The sequence below is a fragment of the Streptomyces sp. NPDC000345 genome, assembly GCF_042898825.1.
Lineage (GTDB): Bacteria > Actinomycetota > Actinomycetes > Streptomycetales > Streptomycetaceae > Streptomyces.
The window spans coordinates 96,168-114,286 of sequence record NZ_JBIAZE010000009.1 but is presented as its reverse complement, the minus strand read 5'-3'; the positions used below and the strand labels follow the sequence as shown (position 1 = coordinate 114,286).

General features: G+C 73.1%; 13 protein-coding genes, 4 tRNA genes, 1 other RNA gene and 1 pseudogene. 8 read left to right on the top strand and 11 right to left on the bottom strand.

From position 1 onward, the window contains the following. Positions 1 to 157 precede the first annotated feature (157 nt). Complete coding sequence (locus ACFY30_RS22570; protein WP_390846956.1) at positions 158 to 2,137, top strand: nitrate- and nitrite sensing domain-containing protein; 1,980 nt, start codon at positions 158 to 160, stop codon at positions 2,135 to 2,137. Beyond that, complete coding sequence (locus tag ACFY30_RS22565; protein WP_390846955.1) at positions 2,134 to 2,544, top strand: roadblock/LC7 domain-containing protein; 411 nt, start codon at positions 2,134 to 2,136, stop codon at positions 2,542 to 2,544. The genes ACFY30_RS22570 and ACFY30_RS22565 overlap by 4 nt, the downstream gene beginning before the upstream one ends. Before the next feature lie 141 nt (positions 2,545 to 2,685). On the opposite strand, the gene ACFY30_RS22560 is transcribed toward ACFY30_RS22565, so the two are convergent. The 4 genes and pseudogenes from ACFY30_RS22560 to ACFY30_RS22545 all read right to left on the bottom strand — a co-directional run bounded on the left by ACFY30_RS22560 (position 2,686) and on the right by ACFY30_RS22545 (position 4,143). Continuing rightward, positions 2,686 to 3,108, bottom strand: coding sequence for a PIN domain nuclease (locus tag ACFY30_RS22560; protein WP_390846954.1), 423 nt, complete (start codon positions 3,106 to 3,108; stop codon positions 2,686 to 2,688). Beyond that, on the bottom strand, positions 3,105 to 3,320 hold the full coding sequence (locus ACFY30_RS22555; RefSeq protein WP_053752751.1) for a type II toxin-antitoxin system VapB family antitoxin: 216 nt from the start codon (positions 3,318 to 3,320) through the stop codon (positions 3,105 to 3,107). The genes ACFY30_RS22560 and ACFY30_RS22555 overlap by 4 nt, the downstream gene beginning before the upstream one ends. 94 nt (positions 3,321 to 3,414) lie before the next feature. Continuing rightward, positions 3,415 to 3,965: pseudogene (locus tag ACFY30_RS22550) on the bottom strand (hypothetical protein); the annotation flags it as partial. 90 nt (positions 3,966 to 4,055) lie between these two features. Then, positions 4,056 to 4,143: transfer RNA gene (locus ACFY30_RS22545), tRNA-Ser, on the bottom strand. Between the two features lie 72 nt (positions 4,144 to 4,215). Between ACFY30_RS22545 and ffs the strand changes: the two genes are divergently transcribed. The 6 genes from ffs (at position 4,216) to ACFY30_RS22515 (ending at position 13,936) form a co-directional block, all read left to right on the top strand. Next, an RNA gene (gene ffs, locus ACFY30_RS22540) (signal recognition particle sRNA small type) lies at positions 4,216 to 4,314 on the top strand. A gap of 91 nt (positions 4,315 to 4,405) precedes the next feature. Further along, entirely contained in the window at positions 4,406 to 6,832 is a 2,427-nt protein-coding gene (locus ACFY30_RS22535) for a DNA polymerase III subunit gamma and tau (protein WP_390846953.1), read from the top strand. A gap of 131 nt (positions 6,833 to 6,963) precedes the next feature. Continuing rightward, positions 6,964 to 8,217 carry a phosphoribosylamine--glycine ligase gene (gene purD, locus ACFY30_RS22530; protein WP_390846952.1) on the top strand — a complete coding sequence of 418 codons (1,254 nt, stop codon included), beginning with the start codon at positions 6,964 to 6,966 and terminating at the stop codon, positions 8,215 to 8,217. Between the two features lie 311 nt (positions 8,218 to 8,528). Continuing rightward, positions 8,529 to 10,997, top strand: coding sequence for a hypothetical protein (locus ACFY30_RS22525; protein ID WP_390847170.1), 2,469 nt, complete (start codon positions 8,529 to 8,531; stop codon positions 10,995 to 10,997). Positions 10,998 to 11,437: 440 nt separating this feature from the next. Continuing rightward, positions 11,438 to 12,943, top strand: coding sequence for a N,N-dimethylformamidase beta subunit family domain-containing protein (locus ACFY30_RS22520; RefSeq protein ID WP_390846951.1), 1,506 nt, complete (start codon positions 11,438 to 11,440; stop codon positions 12,941 to 12,943). A gap of 93 nt (positions 12,944 to 13,036) precedes the next feature. Further along, positions 13,037 to 13,936 (top strand): phosphoribosylaminoimidazolesuccinocarboxamide synthase, encoded by a 900-nt coding sequence (locus ACFY30_RS22515; RefSeq protein ID WP_390846950.1) that lies wholly within the window; start codon positions 13,037 to 13,039, stop codon positions 13,934 to 13,936. Between the two features lie 73 nt (positions 13,937 to 14,009). Here the strand turns inward: ACFY30_RS22515 and ACFY30_RS22510 are convergent. The 7 genes from ACFY30_RS22510 to ACFY30_RS22480 all read right to left on the bottom strand — a co-directional run bounded on the left by ACFY30_RS22510 (position 14,010) and on the right by ACFY30_RS22480 (position 18,112). After that, a tRNA-Gly gene (locus ACFY30_RS22510) sits at positions 14,010 to 14,085 on the bottom strand. Positions 14,086 to 14,108: 23 nt separating this feature from the next. Next, positions 14,109 to 14,717, bottom strand: coding sequence for a response regulator (locus ACFY30_RS22505; RefSeq protein WP_390662290.1), 609 nt, complete (start codon positions 14,715 to 14,717; stop codon positions 14,109 to 14,111). Beyond that, positions 14,714 to 15,985, bottom strand: a complete 1,272-nt coding sequence (locus ACFY30_RS22500) for a sensor histidine kinase (RefSeq protein ID WP_390846949.1) — start codon at positions 15,983 to 15,985, stop codon at positions 14,714 to 14,716. Before ACFY30_RS22500 ends, ACFY30_RS22505 begins: the two co-directional genes overlap by 4 nt. A 29-nt stretch (positions 15,986 to 16,014) precedes the next feature. Continuing rightward, positions 16,015 to 16,806, bottom strand: a complete 792-nt coding sequence (locus ACFY30_RS22495; RefSeq protein WP_390846948.1) for an ABC transporter permease — start codon at positions 16,804 to 16,806, stop codon at positions 16,015 to 16,017. Beyond that, the gene (locus ACFY30_RS22490) at positions 16,803 to 17,756 is read right to left on the bottom strand and encodes an ABC transporter ATP-binding protein (RefSeq protein WP_390846947.1); all 954 of its coding nucleotides are present in this window, start codon (positions 17,754 to 17,756) and stop codon (positions 16,803 to 16,805) included. Before ACFY30_RS22490 ends, ACFY30_RS22495 begins: the two co-directional genes overlap by 4 nt. A 131-nt stretch (positions 17,757 to 17,887) precedes the next feature. Then, a tRNA-Gly gene (locus ACFY30_RS22485) sits at positions 17,888 to 17,960 on the bottom strand. Between the two features lie 80 nt (positions 17,961 to 18,040). Beyond that, positions 18,041 to 18,112: transfer RNA gene (locus ACFY30_RS22480), tRNA-Gly, on the bottom strand. Positions 18,113 to 18,119 lie beyond the last annotated feature (7 nt).

Sequence of the window (18,119 nt, the reverse complement as noted above, 5' to 3'; positions counted from 1 at the left end):
TGGCATGAGGGTGTGGACGCCGGTACGGCCGCTGCACGACAGGCTCGCCGCGATCGCCAAAAGCGTTGCCGGCACAAGGAGTTCGGTTCGTCACCGTGGGGGCCGGACGGCTCGCGGGCGGCGGCCGGTGCCCGGCTGGCGCAGTATCAGGGGCCGGGTGGCCGTGGTCGTCACCGTCCCGGTCTGCCTGCTGCTGACCGTGGCCGGTCTCGCGGTGTACGGCCGCGCCGAGGCCCTCGGCGACGCCCGCGCCACCCGTGCCGAGGTCGGCCTCAGTCTGCGCATCCAAGCGCTCGTGCACCAACTGCAACGCGAACGCGGCCTGACCAACGGCCTGTTGGGCGGTGAGGAGGAGTTCCGCCCGCTTCTCGCCACCACCCGCGAGCACGTCGACACGGCCCTGCGTGACATGCGCCGCGAGAGCGCGGTCGAGGACGTCGTCCAGCGGCGCCTGCGACGCCTGGCCGGCATCCGCTCCGCCGCCGACGCGGGCACCGCCGACCAGGCGGCCACCCTCACCTTCTACACCGGCGCCGTCGACGCCCTGAACACGGTCGATCCGGTGGCGGCGAGCGCGACCGGCACCGACCGCCGGCTGCGCGACGGGCTGGCCGCACTGCGGGAGCTGGCCGCCGCCGAGGAGTCCGTCGCACTCGAACGCGGGCTGCTCAACGGCGTGTTCGCCCAAGGTGCCTTCCACGGCCGCACGTACATCGACTTCACCGAGGTGCGCGCCACCCGCGTCGCCGCCCTCGCCCGCTTCCGGACCGTCGCCACCGCACCGCAGCGCGCGGCCCTGGAGAAGGCCTTCGCCACCGCGGACGCCGAACGCGCCACGACCTACGAGAAACAGGCGGAGGACGCCGCCGAGGGCACCCCGCTGCGTGCCGCCGCCGGTGCCTGGTGGGAGGCGATGACCGCACTCGTCGACGATCTGTACGCCGTCCAGCAGTCGGTCGGTGACGACGTACGGCACCGGGCCGACCGGCTCAGCCACGAGGCCGAACTGGCCCTCACCGCCTACCTCCTCGCGGGCACGCTCATCGCCGCCCTCGTCATGGGCCTCGCCGCCTTCGCCTCCCGGTCCCTCACGCGCCCGCTGCGGGCCCTCGCCGAGACCGCCCACGACGTGGCGCGGCACCGGCTGCCCGAGGCCGTCGCCCGTATCCAGCACGCGCCGCAGGAACATGCGCGGCTCCTGCAGCCGAAGGACGCGCCGGACGCCCCCGACGCACGGCTGCTGGGCGGCGCGGCGGAGATCGCCGAGGTCGCGGTGTCCCTGCACCAGGTGGAGCACACCGCCCTCCAGCTGGCCGCCCAGCAGGCCGGCCTGCGCCGCAACACCACCGAGTCGCTCGCCAACCTCGGCCGCCGCAGCCAGAACCTGGTGCGCCGCCAGCTCGGCCTCATCACCCGCCTGGAACGGCAGGAACTCGACCCGGACGCGCTCGCCGAGCTCTTCGAACTCGACCACCTCGCCACCCGCATGCGGCGCAACGCCGAAAGCCTGCTGGTCCTGGCCGGGCAGAACTCCCCCCGGCCCACGATGGCACCCGCCGACGGACTGGAGGTCGTCCAGTCCGCCGTCGCCGAGGTGGAGCAGTACCGACGGGTCCTGATCGCGACCGTGGAGCCGGTACGGGTGCGCGGGCACGCCGTCGCGGATGTCGCGCACCTGCTCGCCGAACTCATCGAGAACGGGCTGAACTTCTCGCCGCCCACGGAACCGGTCGAGGTGCACGGCTGGTTCGACGCCGAGGACGACACCTACTCGTTCGCCGTCGTCGACCACGGCGTCGGCATGTCCGCGGCCGACAAGGAACGAGCGGGCGCCCTGTTCTCCGGCTCGGGCGAGGACGTGCTCCTCGCCGCGCCCACCCGCTTCCTCGGCCACCTCGTCGTCGGCCGGCTCGCACACCGTCTCGGCGAAGGCACCCGCGTCCACCTCTTCGACACGCCCGGCGGCGGTCTGTCCGCACTCCTCGCCCTCCCGGGGCGCCTCCTCGCACCGGCCGAGGACCCCTCGACCGCAACTGCACCCCCGCCCGCCAGGCCCTCGGTCTCCTCACTGCTGAACGGCTTCCGGGCAGGTGTCGCCCGAGCCGAGGCCAGAAACCCCCAAGGAGCGTCATCGTGACCACCGCCGTCCAGAGCTTCGGCTGGCTCGTCTCGGAGTTCGTACGCACCACCGACGGCGTCACCGACGCCGTGGCCGTCTCCTCCGACGGCCTGCTCATGGCCGCCTCGGACAGCCTCGGCCGGGACCGCGCCGACCACCTCGCCGCCGTCGTCTCCGGCATCACCAGCCTCGCCCAGAACGCGGCGACCACCCACGGCTTCCACGGCATGAAGCTCGTCATGATCGAAATGCTCGGCGGATTCCTCATGGTCGGCCGCATCCGCGACGGCAGCTGCCTCGGCGTCCTCGCCGCCGAAGGGTGCGACGTCGGCCTCGTCGGCTACGAGATGTCCGTCCTCGCCGACCGAGCCGGCGAACTCCTCACCCCCCAACTGATCCTCGAACTGCAGGCGGCGCCCAGATAGAAGCACCGCTGCGCGGAGCCTGCCTCCCTGCGGGGAAGCCGGAGCCGAACTCGGGCAACTGCGCCGGCGGCTGTGGCGGGTGGGGCTCCTGAACGGTGCTGTACGGGGGTGACTGCAACCAGAACTGCAACCATCGCCCGCCTATTTGCCGCTCTCCGGGCCATACCACTGGAGAGCCTGGCCGGTCACTGCTGCGATGCAGGCGACGTCGTGGTCGCGGTGCAGGAGGGTGAGCCCTTGCAGTTCGGCCGTCGCGGCGACGACGAGATCCACCGCACCCGCGCTGCGATGCTTCCCCTGTTTGGTGAGAGCTTCCTGGACCTGCCAGGCGCGGTCGTAGGCGCGGTCGTCGACGGGAACCCAACCGAAGATCAGTCGCATGTCCTCGATGCCGCGCGCCCTGTCGGTGGCCGACCGGGCGCTGTAGAAGAACTCAAGTTCGGTGATCGGGCAGACGGCGATAAGCCCGGCGGCTGCCGCCTGGTCCCAGCCGTACTGCTCCGCGTCCTCGTGCATGAACCGGGCGAGCGCGCTGGTGTCGATCAGGAACTGGGCCGCGTTCACCGACGGTAGTTCCCCTTGTTCTCGAACAGCTCCAGATCGAATGCGCCGTCCCCGGCCGCGGCCCGCAGCCGGGCGAGAGCCAGGGCGCGACGCCTACTCTCCAGCACCTCGCGAAGAGCGGTGTTGACGGTCTCCTTCTTGGTGCTCGTCCCGAGGGCTTTGGCCACGTCCGCGACCAGGTCGTCGTCCAGGTCGATAACCGTCCGACTCACGAGTGCCTCCTTGATATCAAGTGTGGGGTCAAGTATATCTCGCGAGGTGCCCCGCGAGGTGGCACACCCGGGCACCCGGCCTGGCCGCCGAGTCCTACGCGGGCATCACGCCATGGATGCGGGAGAGAGTGAAGACGCGTTCCGCTTCGCGCAGGTGGCACAGGCGTCGAGGTGGGGCGGGTCGAGTTCCAGGTCGCTGAGGGTGCGTACGGTCCGGTTGCCCGAAGTGGCGATGTACTCGACCGTGATGGTCGCGCCGGCGTCGATGGCATGGGCGACCTGGCGGACGTCGCTGTACGACAGGTGCTTCGCGTATCCGGCGACGATCTCCTCGGTGCCCGTCGCGAAAGGCACCCCGCTGCCGAACGGGTCGGGTTCCGGTGCAGTCGACGGGGCCTTGAGCAGCCGGTCGGCCAGGACGTCCATCCCGGCGTCGGTGGGCATGTCCGAGGCGCGTGTCGCGGTGGTCCGGGCGCCTCGCCGTCCGACGTTCCTTCGCGCGGACGGGACGGCAGCGGCGGCCCTCTGCGGCAGACGCTTCTCGATGCGTACCGTTCCCTCTGCGGTCTCGGCGACCGGGGCATGGCCCGCAGCACGGAGCGCGGCGAGAGTCGTTGCGAGCGGGCTGTTGCTGACCAGGACCAGAGACGAACTGAGACGGAAACTGAGACGGACAACGACGAAGGGCCCCACCGCGAACGGTGGGGCCCTTCGACATCGTGCCCGGTGAGGCACTGGCGGAGGATACGAGATTCGAACTCGTGAGGGGTTGCCCCCAACACGCTTTCCAAGCGTGCGCCCTAGGCCTCTAGGCGAATCCTCCGCCGCAAACAATACAAGACGTTGAGGAGTGCTCGCGAACTCGTTCCCGCCTGCCGCCATCGGGTACTGTGGGCGCAGCCCCTCACGCGGCGCTATCTGACTGAACTCCCCCAGGGCCGGAAGGCAGCAAGGGTAGGTCGGCTCTGGCGGGTGCGTGGGGGGCGCTTGCGTTCCGGGGCGGGCAGGGGCGGGGTTGTCGTCCGGGCCGTGCCCGGTCCTCGCGCGGATCCCGGTTGTCGGTGGGCGCCTATAACCTCGTAGGCGTGTCGTCTCTCGCGCTGTACCGCCGCTATCGCCCGGAGTCGTTCGCCGAGGTCATCGGGCAGGAGCATGTCACCGACCCGCTGCAGCAGGCGCTGCGGAACAACCGGGTCAATCACGCGTACCTGTTCAGCGGTCCGCGCGGGTGCGGCAAGACGACCAGCGCGCGGATCCTGGCCCGGTGCCTGAACTGCGAGAAGGGCCCCACGCCGACCCCGTGCGGCGAGTGCGACTCGTGCCGGGACCTGGCGCGGAACGGGCCGGGATCGATCGACGTCATCGAGATCGACGCCGCGTCGCACGGTGGTGTGGACGACGCCCGTGACCTGCGGGAAAAGGCCTTCTTCGGGCCCGCCCGCAGCCGCTACAAGATCTACATCATCGACGAGGCCCACATGGTCACGTCGGCCGGTTTCAACGCGCTCCTCAAGGTCGTCGAGGAGCCGCCGGAGCATCTGAAGTTCATCTTCGCCACCACCGAGCCCGAGAAGGTCATCGGGACCATCCGCTCGCGGACGCACCACTACCCCTTCCGGCTCGTCCCGCCGGGGACCCTGCGGGACTACCTCGGTGAGGTGTGCCAGAAGGAGGACATCCCGGTCGAGGAAGGCGTCCTGCCCCTGGTCGTGCGGGCCGGGGCCGGGTCCGTGCGTGACTCCATGTCCGTCATGGACCAGCTGCTCGCCGGCGCGACCGAAGCGGGTGTGACGTATGCCATGGCCACCTCCCTGCTCGGGTACACGGACGGCTCGCTGCTCGACTCCGTCGTCGAGGCCTTCGCCACGGGCGACGGAGCCGCCGCCTTCGAGGTCGTCGACCGGATCATCGAGGGGGGCAACGACCCCCGGCGGTTCGTCGCCGACCTGCTGGAGCGGCTGCGTGACCTCGTCATCCTCGCCGCCGTCCCGGACGCGGCCGAGAAGGGACTCATCGACGCCCCCGCCGACGTCATCGAGCGGATGCAGGCCCAGGCCGGCGTCTTCGGCGCCGCCGAACTCAGCCGCGCCGCCGACCTCGTCAACGAGGGACTGACCGAGATGCGGGGCGCCACCTCGCCCCGCCTCCAGCTCGAGCTGATCTGCGCGCGCGTGCTGCTGCCCGCCGCCTACGGCGACGAGCGCTCCGTCATGGCCCGCCTCGACCGCATCGAGCGCGGCGTGAACTTCTCCGCCGGTGGCGCTCCCCAGGGCATGCCCGCGATGGGGTACGTGCCCGGGCCGGAGGCGCATGGCGGCGGCGCGGCCGCGGCCGGCGGCGCCCCCATCCCGCCGGGAGGCGGAGCGGCCGCCGCCCGGGCCGCGGTGCGGGGCGGCGCGGGCGCGGGACCGGGTGCCGGACCCGCGGCGGGTGCGGGATCGGGCGGCGCCGCCGTCGCCGCCCAGCATCCCGGCCAGCCGCCTTCCCCCTACCCGGCGCAGCACCCCGACCACCGTCCTTCCGCCGCGCCCCCCGCTGCCGCCGCGGCTGCGCCCTCCGCGCCTCCCGCGCAGGCTCCCGCCGACGCGGAGACCGGTCCCGCGCAGCCCGCCGCCCCGGCCCCCGCCCCGGCCCCCGCCCCGGCCCCGCCTGCCCAGCCACCCGCCGCCCCGGCGCCCGCCCCGGGCGCCTGGCCCACCGCCGCCCCCGCGGGCGGCGGGCGTCGGCCCGGCGGCTGGCCCACGGCCACCCCGGCGGGCGGTGGAGCGGTCCGCCCCCCGGCGGCCATCGCCGCCCCCGCCCCCTCTGTCCCGGTACCGGCCTCGGCCGCCCCCACCGCCCCTGCGGCCTACGCACCCCCCGCAGGCGGCCTCGACCCCCGCATGCTCTGGCCCAACATCCTGGAGGCGGTCAAGAACCGCCGCCGCTTCACCTGGATCCTCCTCAGCCAGAACGCGCACGTGGCGGGCTTCGACGGCACCACGCTCCAGCTCGGCTTCGTCAACGCCGGTGCCCGCGACAACTTCGCGAGCAGCGGCAGCGAGGAGGTGCTGCGGCAGGCGCTGGCCGAGCAGTTCAGCGTCCAGTGGAAGATCGACGCGCTCGTCGACCCGTCCGGCGGCGGCTCGGCCCCCGCGCCGGCCGGCGGCCACGGCGGCGGCGCGGCGCCGGGCGGCCACGGCAACGCGGGCGGCGGTTACGGCAGCCCCGGCGGCTCCTCGTCGTACGGCGCCCCGGGTGCCGGCTACGGCGGCGGCCCGGCCGCACAGCCCCCGGCGTCCGCCACCCCGGTCCAGTCCGGTCCCGGGTCCGCGTCCTCGTCCGGGTCGGCCCAGGCCTCCGCCGGCCCCGCTCCGGCCCCGCCCCGGCACTCCGCCCCCGAACCGGTCGCTCCCGAGGACGACATTCCCGAGGACGACGACCCCGACCTCAACGAGTCGGCCCTCTCCGGTCATGAACTGATCGTGCGCGAGCTGGGCGCGACCGTCGTGGAGGAGTACACCAACGAATAGGCGAGGCCGCCCTTCGGCCCTGGTTCCCGCAGCCCACCGCCGCGTTTCGGAGGAATCTACGAAGGCCCGGCGTCCCGGCCCTCGGAAGCCCGCACAAAGCCACCCCGCCGCCTCCCGTTAGGCTGACCCCCGTGAACGTCCTCGTCATCGGCAGCGGCGCCCGCGAACACGCCCTGTGCCGCTCACTGTCCCTCGACCCCGCCGTCACCGCGCTGCACTGCGCTCCCGGCAACGCCGGCATCGCCGAGGCCGCCGAGCTGCACCAGGTCGACGCCCTGGACGGCAAGGCCGTGTCCGCGCTGGCGCTGGAGCTCGGCGCCGACCTCGTCGTCGTGGGCCCGGAGGCGCCGCTGGTGGCCGGGGTCGCCGACGCCGTGCGGGAGGCGGGAATTCCGGTCTTCGGACCGTCCAAGGAAGCCGCGCAGCTCGAGGGGTCCAAGGCCTTCGCCAAGGAGGTCATGGCCGGGGCCGGCGTCCCGACCGCCCGCTCGTACGTCTGCACGAACGCCGAGGAGGCCGCCGAGGCCCTCGACGCCTTCGGCGCGCCGTACGTCGTCAAGGACGACGGTCTGGCCGCGGGCAAGGGGGTCGTCGTGACCGGCGACCTCGACGCGGCGAAGGCGCACGCCGCCGCCTGCGAACGCGTGGTCATCGAGGAGTTCCTCGACGGCCCGGAGGTCTCCCTCTTCGCGATCACCGACGGCGAGACGGTCCTCCCGCTCCAGCCCGCCCAGGACTTCAAGCGCGCGCTGGACGGCGACGAGGGTCCCAACACCGGCGGCATGGGCGCGTACTCGCCGCTGCCGTGGGCCGACCCGAAGCTGGTGGAGGAGGTCCTGGAGACGGTTCTGCAGCCGACCGTCGACGAGATGCGCCGCCGCGGCACCCCCTTCTCCGGGCTGCTGTACGCCGGTCTCGCGATCACCAGCCGGGGCGTGCGGGTCATCGAGTTCAACGCCCGCTTCGGCGATCCCGAGACGCAGGTCGTCCTGGCCCGGCTCAAGACCCCGCTCGCCGGCGTCCTGCTCGCCGCCGCGACCGGCACCCTCGCCGACCTCGCGCCCCTGCGCTGGAGCGACGACGCGGCCGTCACCGTCGTCATCGCCTCGCACAACTACCCCGGCACCCCGCGCACCGGCGACCCGATCACCGGGCTGGACGAGGTGGCCGCCGAGGACGCCCCGCACGCGTACGTCCTGCACGCCGGGACCAGGCGGGACGGCGAGTCGGTCGTCAGCGCGGGTGGCCGCGTGCTGTCCGTCACCGCGACCGGCACCGATCTCACGCAGGCCCGCGAGCGGGCGTACCAGGCCGTCGCGCGGATCGGTCTCGACGGTTCCCAGCACCGTACGGACATCGCCGCGAAGGCGGCGGCGGGCGCGTAACACGCCCTGCGACCAGGCAACATCCTCCAGGCCCCGGGTGCCGTGGGAGTCCCTTGCGGACGCCCCCGGCACCCGGGGCCTGATCGTTGCCCATCGTCATCCACCTCTCCCCAAAGCCATTCCATCGAGTGAGCGCTGAGCTATCCGGCTGACGGGGGCCGGAGGGCCAACTAGGGTGCGGCGCAAGCATTCCGGCACTTGGCCCACCGGCATTGCGATGTCAGTGGCGGGTGCCACAGTGGGGGAGTGAGCAAGAGCAGGCAGGCGAGGACCGCGAGACGGTGAGGGGGTGAGTTCCGGTCGTGACCGGTATGGGTGTGGAGGCGGGCGCGCAGGCCGCGAGGGCCCGGGCGCTGGCCGTGCTGCGCATCCGCAGCCGGGCGCTCGCCGTCGCGCTGCTGCCCGCGGCCGCCGCCGTGATCCTGCTCGTCGGCGGTTCCACGGGGCACTTCGTGGGCCCCGGCTGGGACACCGCCCGCTGGGTGGTCTCCGTGGTCGCGCTCGTCGTGCTGCTCGCGGCCGCTGTCGTCGGCCTGGTCGTCGCCCGCGCCCGCCCCGCCGTCAGCCCCACCGTCGCGATCGCCGAGGAGGCGGCCCCCGACCTGTACCGGCTGGTGCGCGACCTCGCCGACCGACTCGACGTCCCCGCGCCCTCCGCCATAGCGCTCACGCCGGACTGCGACAGCTGGCTGGAGGACCGCACCCATCCGGCGCACGGCCCGCCCGCGCCCCGGGCGCGGGACGAGATAGCCGGCGCGGGTTCCGGCCGGCACCTCCACCGTCGTACGGCGACCGCGCCCGTCCTCGTGATCGGCTCCCCGTTCCTGTGGTGGATGCGCGTCGGCGAGCTGCGCGCCGTCCTCGCCCCGGTCGTCGCCGGTACGGGACCTTCGGCGCACCCCGACATAGCCGCGGCCCGGCGTTTCGTGCGGGGGCTGGACGCCGCGGTGGCCGTCTCCGCAGACCGGGGCCGCTGTCCCGGCGTCCGCCTGGTCTGCGTGGGCATCGGCTGGGTCACCCGGCTGATGCTGCGCGGCTGCCAGACGCATGCCGCCGAGATGGAACGGGGCGTGGCCGCCGCGGCCGCCGAGCGTGCACAGGCTGTGGACTACGGCCTGCGGATCGTCGCCCAGGAGCAGGTCGGCCTGGCGTACGCGGGCTGGGACCGGCTGCTGACCCGGGTCGCGCTGCCGGCCTGGCGGATGGGCCGCTGGCCGTCCCGGCTGGACGCCGGCGTCGTGGCCGCGCTGACGGAACTGTCCCGCCGGGACCGCCTGGCCGAGGGCTTCGCCTCCCGCCTCGGTGAGCGTCCCGCCTGTGACCTGCTCGAAGAGCCCGGCGCCGTCGACGAGGCCGCCTCCCTGCTCGCCGCCCGCCTCTTCCACGGCGGCCCTGCGGAGTCCGGTCCCGACTGGTCCCCCGTCGGCTGGCACGAGTACCCGGACGAGGTCGTGGACCGCAAATGGCGCACCGACGCGGCCCGCCTCCACCGGGTCCTGGACTCCCTGGGCGTGCGCCCCGCCCCCGACCCCACCCCCCACCATCCGGTCGGCCCCACCCTGGCCCGCGTACTGGACCACCTCACGGACACCTCCACCCCGAAGACGACCACCCCCCTCACGGACGGCCCCGACCCCACGGCCTTCACGCCCTACATGGACGACACCGACCCGACAACCGGCCCGCCCCGCACGCACGACACCAACGCGACGGCCGTCACCTCTCTCGCGGAGGACTCCGGCCCGGCGGCGGCCACGTCCGCTGCGGACGGCCGTGGCTCGGCGGACCTCACGCCCCTCGGGGACCGAGCGGCCTCGGCTGAGACCCCCGGCCCGCCGGACCAAACTTCCTTGACGGAGGCGACGAGCCTTTCGGACCGAGCCGTCTCTGCGGACACGGACCCGACGAGCGGCATGTCGAGCCGATCCGCCGCCTCGACGGACCCGACGAGCACCTCGGGTCGGGCTGCCCCGTTGGATACGCCGAACTCGGACCGAGTCACGCCGACGGGCACCACGGGCCCTTCGGGTCGGTCCACCTCGACAGACCCCACGGGCGTTCCGGACCCAGCCGCCTCCGCGGACACCTCGAGCCGCTCGGACCGAGCCCCCTCTGCGGCCCCCCCGAGCCCGGCAGGCACCCCGCCCCCCTCGACCCACCCGCAAGCCCCGGCCCGCCAACCGGACCCGTCCCACTTCCCGGACCCGTCCCACCTCCCGGACCCGTCCCACCTCCCGGACGCGGTCCATCCGCTGGACACCCCGCCCGCCGACGCCACGCCACCGAAGCCCTCGACGCCGCCGGCGTCCCAGGTGCACCCCGCGACCCCCGCCCTGCCCGAGGAGGGCGACGACGAGGACGGGCTGCCCGCCCCCAGCCCCCGAAGCAAGGCGCTTGCCGCGCGGCTGGGGACGGAGGTGGCGCGGGATGAGGCGGTGGCGGCGACGCCTCCCTCGCCCGGCGGGGGACAGGGCGGCCCCGACGGACCCCTCTGGGAGGACGGCGCCCTCCCGCTCTTCCCGCTCCAGCCCCCGCGCACCGACCGCGAACTGCTCGCCGATCACGTCACGGCGATGGTCTGCTGCGCCGCGATGGACACCGTCGGTGCGACGCCCGGGCTCGACTGGCTCGACGGCCCCACCCTCCTCCTCGGCGGCGAGCGCGTGCCCGACCTCGCACCGCGTGTCCTCAGCCTCGTCGAGGACGGGGACGCGGCCCCGTTGCGCGCCTGGCTGGTGGAGCTGGGCATACGCCCGGAGAAGCCGGTACGGCTGGGCTGACCCGAACCGCCGCCCGAAACGACCGGCCGCACCACCCCGGCGCCCCCCGGGGCCTCGTCGGGACCGTACTCCGGGCCCACCCGGGCCTCGTCGGGGCCCACCCGGGCCCACCCCGGGCCCCCGGGGCCTGCTCCCAGCCACACCCGAGCCCCACCAGAGCCCCACCCGAGCCACACCCCAGCCCCCACCCGCCCCCCGACCGGCCCCGGCCCGAACCGACCCGTCCGGAACGGACCCACTGGTTCCACTTTCGGCCAATTCACAACGAATAGTGACTGTCTGCGCGCGTTATGTGATGTGCTGGGACCGGATCGCGCCCATGGCATGGGCGTGCGACATAGGACAGGCACAGCAGACCAGCGCGTCCGCACAGCGCGCAGCGCGACCGCATCGAGACCGCACCGCCGGACGATCACGGGGGCACCAGGGAGGGGAGCGCCATGGCACCGGGACCGGAGCACATCCGCCGATGGGAGTCGGGAGCACTGGCCCACGCCGTGACGGATCCGTTCGGCCAGGGCCCCGTCCCCTGGCTGCGCGGCAGCGAGACCTACTTCGACGACACCGGGCATGTCGTCCCCTGGTACGTCGACCCGGCCCCCGCGGCGAAGGAGGGCGCCCCCCGGGTGCCCGCCCCCCGCAGCGCACCCCTGTCCGGCGTGCCCCGCTCCGCCGATGACGTCCGCCGCCAGATCAAGGGATTCACCTCCACCGGCGCGGTCGCCCCCGGTGAGGCCGTCGACTTCCACATCACGGTCGACCCGCCCCAGGAGTTCAGCGTCGACATCTACCGCATAGGCCACTACGACGGCGACGGCGCCGCCAAGATCACCACCAGTCCCCGCCTCTCCGGCATCGTCCAGCCGCCGCCCCTGACCGCCGACCGCACGGTCTCCTGCCACCACTGGTGGCTCTCCTGGCGCTTACAGGTTCCGTCGTACTGGAACGTCGGGGCGTACGTCGCCGTCCTCACCACCGCCGACGGCTACCGCTCCCACGTGCCCTTCACGATCCGCGACAACCGCCCCGCCGACCTGCTCCTGCTCCTGCCCGACATCACCTGGCAGGCCTACAACCTCTACCCCGAGGACGGCCGCACCGGCGCCAGCCTCTACCACGCCTGGGACGAGAAGGGCCGTCTCCTGGGCGAGGCCGACGCCGCGACCACGGTCTCCTTCGACCGGCCGTACGCGGGCGCGGGCCTGCCCCTTCACGTCGGGCACGCCTACGACTTCATCCGCTGGGCCGAGCGCTACGGCTACGACGTCGCCTACGCCGACGCCCGCGACCTGCACGCCGGCCAGATCGACCCCACCCGCTACCGGGGCCTGGTCTTCCCCGGCCACGACGAGTACTGGTCGCCGGCCATGCGCCGCACGGTCGAGCTCGCCCGCGACAGCGGCACCTCCCTCGTCTTCCTGTCCGCGAACACCCTGTACTGGCAGGTGGAGCTCGGGCCGTCCCCGTCCGGAGTCCCCGGCCGGCTGCTGACCTGCCGCAAACGCAAGGGCCCGGGCAAGTCCCTCCTGTGGCGGGAGATCGACCGCGCCGAGCAGCAGCTCGTCGGCATCCAGTACGCGGGCCGGGTCCCGGAGCCGCATCCGCTGATCGTGCGCAACGCCGGCCACTGGCTGTGGGAGGCCACCGGAGCCCGTGAGGGCGAGGGCATCGAGGGCCTGGTCGCGGGCGAGGCCGACCGCTACTTCCCGCGCACCCCGCTCCCGCCGCACGAGGAGCGCATCCTCCTCGCCCACTCCCCCTACACCGACAGCGAGGGCGTCCTGCGCCACCAGGAGACCTCCCTCTACCGCGCCCCCTCCGGCGCCCTGGTCTTCGCCTCCGGCACCTTCGCCTGGTCGCCCGCCCTGGACCGCCCCGGCCATGTCGATCACCGCATCCAGCGCGCCACGGCCAACCTCCTGGACCGCATCTGCAAGCGCTACTGACCGCCCGCGCCGACCCGCCCGACCCCTCTGTCCTTGATCAATCCCGGTGTACGGGACAATCAAGCCACTAGGACAGAACCACGGGGAGGAACCGTGTCCGGATTCGTAGAAAAGCCCGAGCCCCTTCAGGTGCCGGGCCTGGTGCATCTGCACACCGGCAAGGTGCGCGAGCTGTACCGGAACGAGGCGGGCGACCTCGTGATGGTCGCCAGCGACCGTACGTCCGCGTACGACTGGGTGCTGCCGACCGAGATCCCCGACAAGGGCCGCGTCCTCACCCAGCTCTCCCTGTGGTGGTTCGACCAGCTCGCCGATCTGGTCCCCCACCACGTCCTCAGCACGGAACTGCCTCCCGGCGCCCCCGCCGACTGGGCCGGCCGCACCCTGATCTGCAAGTCCCTGCAGATGGTCCCGGTCGAGTGCGTGGCCCGCGGCTACCTCACCGGCTCCGGCCTCGTCGAGTACAACCAGTCCCGCACGGTCTGCGGGCTCGCCCTCCCCGAGGGCCTGGCCGACGGCAGTGAACTCCCCGCCCCGATCTTCACCCCGGCCACCAAGGCCGCCGTCGGCGAGCACGACGAGAACGTCTCCTACGAGGAGGTCGCCCGCCAGGTCGGCGCCGACACCGCCGCACAGCTGCGCCAGGCCACCCTCGCCGTCTACGGCCGCGCCCGCGACATCGCCCGTGAGCGGGGCATCATCCTCGCCGACACCAAGTTCGAGTTCGGCTTCGACGGTGACACCCTCGTGGTCGCCGACGAGGTCCTCACCCCGGACTCCTCCCGCTTCTGGCCGGCCGACCAGTGGCAGCCGGGCCGCGCCCAGCCGTCGTACGACAAGCAGTTCGTCCGCGACTGGCTCACCTCGCCCGAGTCCGGCTGGGACCGCAAGAGCGAGCAGCCCCCGCCGCCGCTGCCCCAGCAGATCGTCGACGCGACCCGCGCCAAGTACATCGAGGCGTACGAACGCCTCACCGGCACCAGCTGGTCGTAAGGGAGCAACGGGAGGGGCCCCCGGGAAACCGGGGGCACGAGAAAACCCCGGTCCCAAGGACCGGGGTTCTCGATGGAGCGGACGACGAGGCTCGAACTCGCGACCTCAACCTTGGCAAGGTTGCGCTCTACCAACTGAGCTACGTCCGCAGTGCGCCGTGGCGCGAGGCCAACTATACCCAACCCCGCTCGCGTGCGAGACGCACCGCCGCGTGCCGGTTCTCCGCCCCGAGTTTGGAGAGGGCCGACGACAGGTAGTTCCGCACGGTGCCCGGTGACAGCGCGGCCCGCTCGGCGATCTCCGTGACGGGCGCCCCGTCGGCGGCGAGTTCGAGCACCTCGGCCTCCCGCGAGGTCAGCGGCGAGTCCCCGGCCGCGATCGCGTCGGCCGCCAACTCCGGATCGACGTAACGGTTTCCGGAGTGCACGGTACGGATGATCTCCGCGAGCCGCTGGGCGCTCACCGTCTTCGGGACGAACCCGCGCACACCCGCCGCAAGCGCCCGCTTCAGATGCCCCGGCCGGCCGTGGCTGGTGACGATCAGCACCCGGCAGCCGGGCAGCTCCGCCCGCAGGGATGTGGCGACCTTCACACCGTCCGCGCCCGGCATCTGGAGATCCAGCACGGCCACATCCGGCTCGTGCGCCCGCGCCATCGCCAGTGCCTCCGGCCCGGTGGCCGCCTCGGCGACGATCACCAAGTCGTCCTCCAGCGAGAGCAGCGCGGCCAGCGCGCCCCGGATGAGGTGCTCGTCGTCGGCGAGCAGCACCCGCACGGTCATGACGTGACCTCACTCACAGCACTCGTCTCCTTCAGCGGTCCTTCGGTCTTGCTCTCCAGGCCCTTCCCGCCCAGTGGCACCTCCGCCACCACCCGGAACACGCCCGCCCCCACGAACCCGGCTTCCAGCGTCCCGTCGACCTGCCGCAACCGCTCCCGCAGACCCGCGAGTCCCGACCCGCCGCCACCGTCTCTCTCGGCCACGGCCCCGTCGTTCTCCACCGTCAGCACCACCCGCCCCTCCGTCACCCGCAGTCCCACCGAGCACCGCCCGGCGTCCCCGTGCCGCAGGACGTTCGTCGTCGTCTCCCGCACCACCCAGCCGAGCGCCGACTGCACCTCATCGGGCAGCCCGTCGGCCTCCCCCCGCACCTCGCAGGCTATCCCCGCAGCCGTCAGCACCCCTTGCGCACCGGCGAGTTCGACCCCCAGGTCGGCCTCCCGGTACCCCCGTACGACCTCGCGCACCTCCCGCTGCGACTCCTGTGCCAACCGCTGCACCTCGATCATCTGCTCCACGGCCTCCGGCCGCCCGCGCCGGGCCAACTGGACCGCCAGTTCGCTCTTGAGGGCTATGACCGCCAGATTGCGTCCCATCACGTCGTGCAGATCCCGCCCGAACCGCAGCCGCTCCTCGGCGACGGCGAGCCGCGCACGGGTCTCACGGGCCTCGTCGAGCTCATAGACGGCGTTCAACAGCCAGACCGAGAAGACGGAGGTGAAGGCGAGGAACGCGCCGCCGATCAGCACCGACGCCATCGCGACGAGCGTGGCGAAGCCGTCCCCGGTGATGGGGAACGCCACGGCGCCGGCCCCCGCCGCGAAGCCGTTGACGACGGCGAACACCCGGTGCCGTTTGCGGACACCGAGCGCGGTGACGCCCGCCGCGAAGATCAGGGAGACCCCGAACACCACCCCCGCGGCGGAGGCCACGCCCTCATGGTCCGGGCCGTGCTCCGCGATCCAGATCGCGGCGACGGCGACCGCCGCGGTGGCGGCGGCGAGTGCCCACAGCAGCCGGACCGGCTGGGGCCGCCGCCCGAGTGTCCAGTCCAGCGCCCGCGACGCCGTCGCGGCACAGAGTGTGCAGTGCACGAGCATCATCGGCGGCAGCCACAGCCCGCCCCCGGTCCACAGCGCGGCCCCCGTGAACGGCAGCCCCACCGCCGTGAACTCGGCCAGCGCGAAGAAGTGGAACGACCACCGTGTGTAGGTCTCGACCTTCGCCGGTGTGCTCTTCTGCCGCCACCAGCCTCCTGGTCTGCGCATCCCCGTGTCTCCCCCGTCCCCCCGGCAGGTCAGCGCCGGGGCTCCCACCGGAACCATCGCCCTACAGCAAACACCGCCAGTACGGTCCAGGCCAGCGCGGTGGCGAGGGCGCCCAGGGCCTCGTAGGCCGAGAGATCACCGGTCCAGCCACCGCGTATCAGGGTGATCACCGGGGACAGCGGCAGCAGTTCGCAGACCGAGGCGGCCTTGTCGGGCAGGAACTCCAGCGGGACGGTCACCCCGGAGCCGATCATCGAGATCAGCACCATCGGCATGGTGGTCACCTGGGCGCTCTCCACGGTGCGGGTCACGGCAGCCGTGACCGCCCCCAGTGCCGCGCACATCACCAGGCCCAACAGCAGCCCCAGGGCGGCGAGATGGGGTGCCTCGGGCAGGGGTATGTCCAGCAGTGCCGTGGAGCCGATCACCAGCACCAGGGACTGCACCAGCCCCGTCGCCAGGACCGGCAGCGCGGAGGCGCCCAGGATCTCGGCGTCCCGCAACTCCCCGGTGCGCAGCCGTTTCAGGACCAGTTCCTCGCGCCGGGCGGTGTAGATGGCGGCCAGCGCCGAGTACACCCCGAACAGCAGGGAGAAGCCGATCGCCGCGGGCAGCAGCACCAGGCCGGTGGTGAGGCCGACGTCCTCCACCTCCATGTCGTCGACCACCGACGCGAGGCTGAAGGGCAGCGCGAGCGGCACCAGCACCGCCGCGACGAGCGTGCTCTTGCTGCGCCCCAGCAGGGTCAGCTCGGCCCGCCCGAGAGCGGCCATACGGCTCACCGGAGTGGTCGTCGCTCCCTTGACCGTGTTGCCGCTCATGCGGCGACCTCCTGGGCTGCCGCACCCTCCGACGCGTCCCGGGCTATCCCCAGGAACGCCTCTTCCAGCGAGGCCGACCGCACGTCCAGTCCCCGCAGCTCGACCCGCGCGCCCTCGGCCCACACCAGCAGTCCGGTGGCTGCCCGCTGCAACTCCCGTGTGCGCAGGCGGACCACGCGCCCGTCGACCTCGTGACCGCACACGCCCAGCTCGCCCAGCGGAGGCAGGTCGCCGACGAAGTACCCCTCGGGCAGTTCGAAGGTGATCCGGGACGGCTGGGCCGTGGTCACCTCAGCGGGTGTCCCGGCGGCCGCGATGCGCCCCTCGTGCAGGATGGCCAGCCGGTCGGCGAGGTGTTCCGCCTCTTCCAGGTAGTGCGTGGTCAGCAGCACCGTCGTCCCCGAGTCGCGCAGGGTGCGGACCAGGTCCCAGGTGTCGCGGCGGCCCTCGGCGTCCAGGCCGGTCGTCGGCTCGTCGAGGAACAGCACCTCGGGGTCGCCGAGCAGGGCGAGCGCCAGGTCGAGGCGGCGCCGCTCGCCCCCCGAGAGCTGCTTGACCCGCACGTCCGCCCGGCCGGTGAGCCCGACCAGGGTCAGCGCCTCCCCGACGGGCCGGGCGCCGCTCACGCAGCCGCCCCACATCCGCGCCGTCTCCGCGACGGTCAGCTCGGAGGGGAAGCCGCCCTCCTGCAGCATCACCCCGGTGCGCGGCCGGACGGCGGCGCGCTCGGTGTACGGGTCGTGGCCGAGGACGCTGATGCGTCCGCCGTCGGGGCGCGCGAGGCCCTCCAGCAGTTCGACGGTCGATGTCTTGCCGGCGCCGTTGGTACCGAGCAGCGCGAAGATCTCACCGCGGCCGACGTGGAAGGAGATCCCACGGACCGCCTCGAACCCGCCCCCGTACACACGCCGGAGGTCGGTGACCTCGATCACGTGTCCATTCGTGTCCATGCCTCAAGCCTCCCCGCGGACGGAGGCCGGCGGCAGTGCGAGGTGTCATGACTCCCCATGACAAATGTCAGATGGGGAGACGCCAGGCGCATGAAAAAGCCCCCCGGTTGAAGCCGGGGGGCTTGATTCAGAGCGGACGACGAGGCTCGAACTCGCGACCTCAACCTTGGCAAGGTTGCGCTCTACCAACTGAGCTACGTCCGCATTGCCTCCGACCGGCTTTCACCGATCGGCGCGAGCACCAGCCTACCTGATCCACAAGCGTGGTCGGGACGGCGGTGCAGAGCGGGTGACAGGAATCGCACACTGCGCCTTCCCCCTGGAAGGGGGATGTTCTACTACTGAACTACACCCGCGTGGCCT

What these genes read in the sequence shown, in the direction of transcription:
- ACFY30_RS22505 (WP_390662290.1), bottom strand. Translation starts at nt 14,717, where the DNA reads ATGACCGTGCGGGTGCTGCTCGCCGACGACGAGCACCTCATCCGGGGC.
- ACFY30_RS22520 (WP_390846951.1), top strand. Translation starts at nt 11,438, where the DNA reads ATGGCACCGGGACCGGAGCACATCCGCCGATGGGAGTCGGGAGCACTG.
- ACFY30_RS22500 (WP_390846949.1), bottom strand. Translation starts at nt 15,985, where the DNA reads ATGCGCAGACCAGGAGGCTGGTGGCGGCAGAAGAGCACACCGGCGAAG.
- ACFY30_RS22490 (WP_390846947.1), bottom strand. Translation starts at nt 17,756, where the DNA reads ATGGACACGAATGGACACGTGATCGAGGTCACCGACCTCCGGCGTGTG.
- ACFY30_RS22525 (WP_390847170.1), top strand. Translation starts at nt 8,529, where the DNA reads ATGGGTGTGGAGGCGGGCGCGCAGGCCGCGAGGGCCCGGGCGCTGGCC.
- ACFY30_RS22495 (WP_390846948.1), bottom strand. Translation starts at nt 16,806, where the DNA reads ATGAGCGGCAACACGGTCAAGGGAGCGACGACCACTCCGGTGAGCCGT.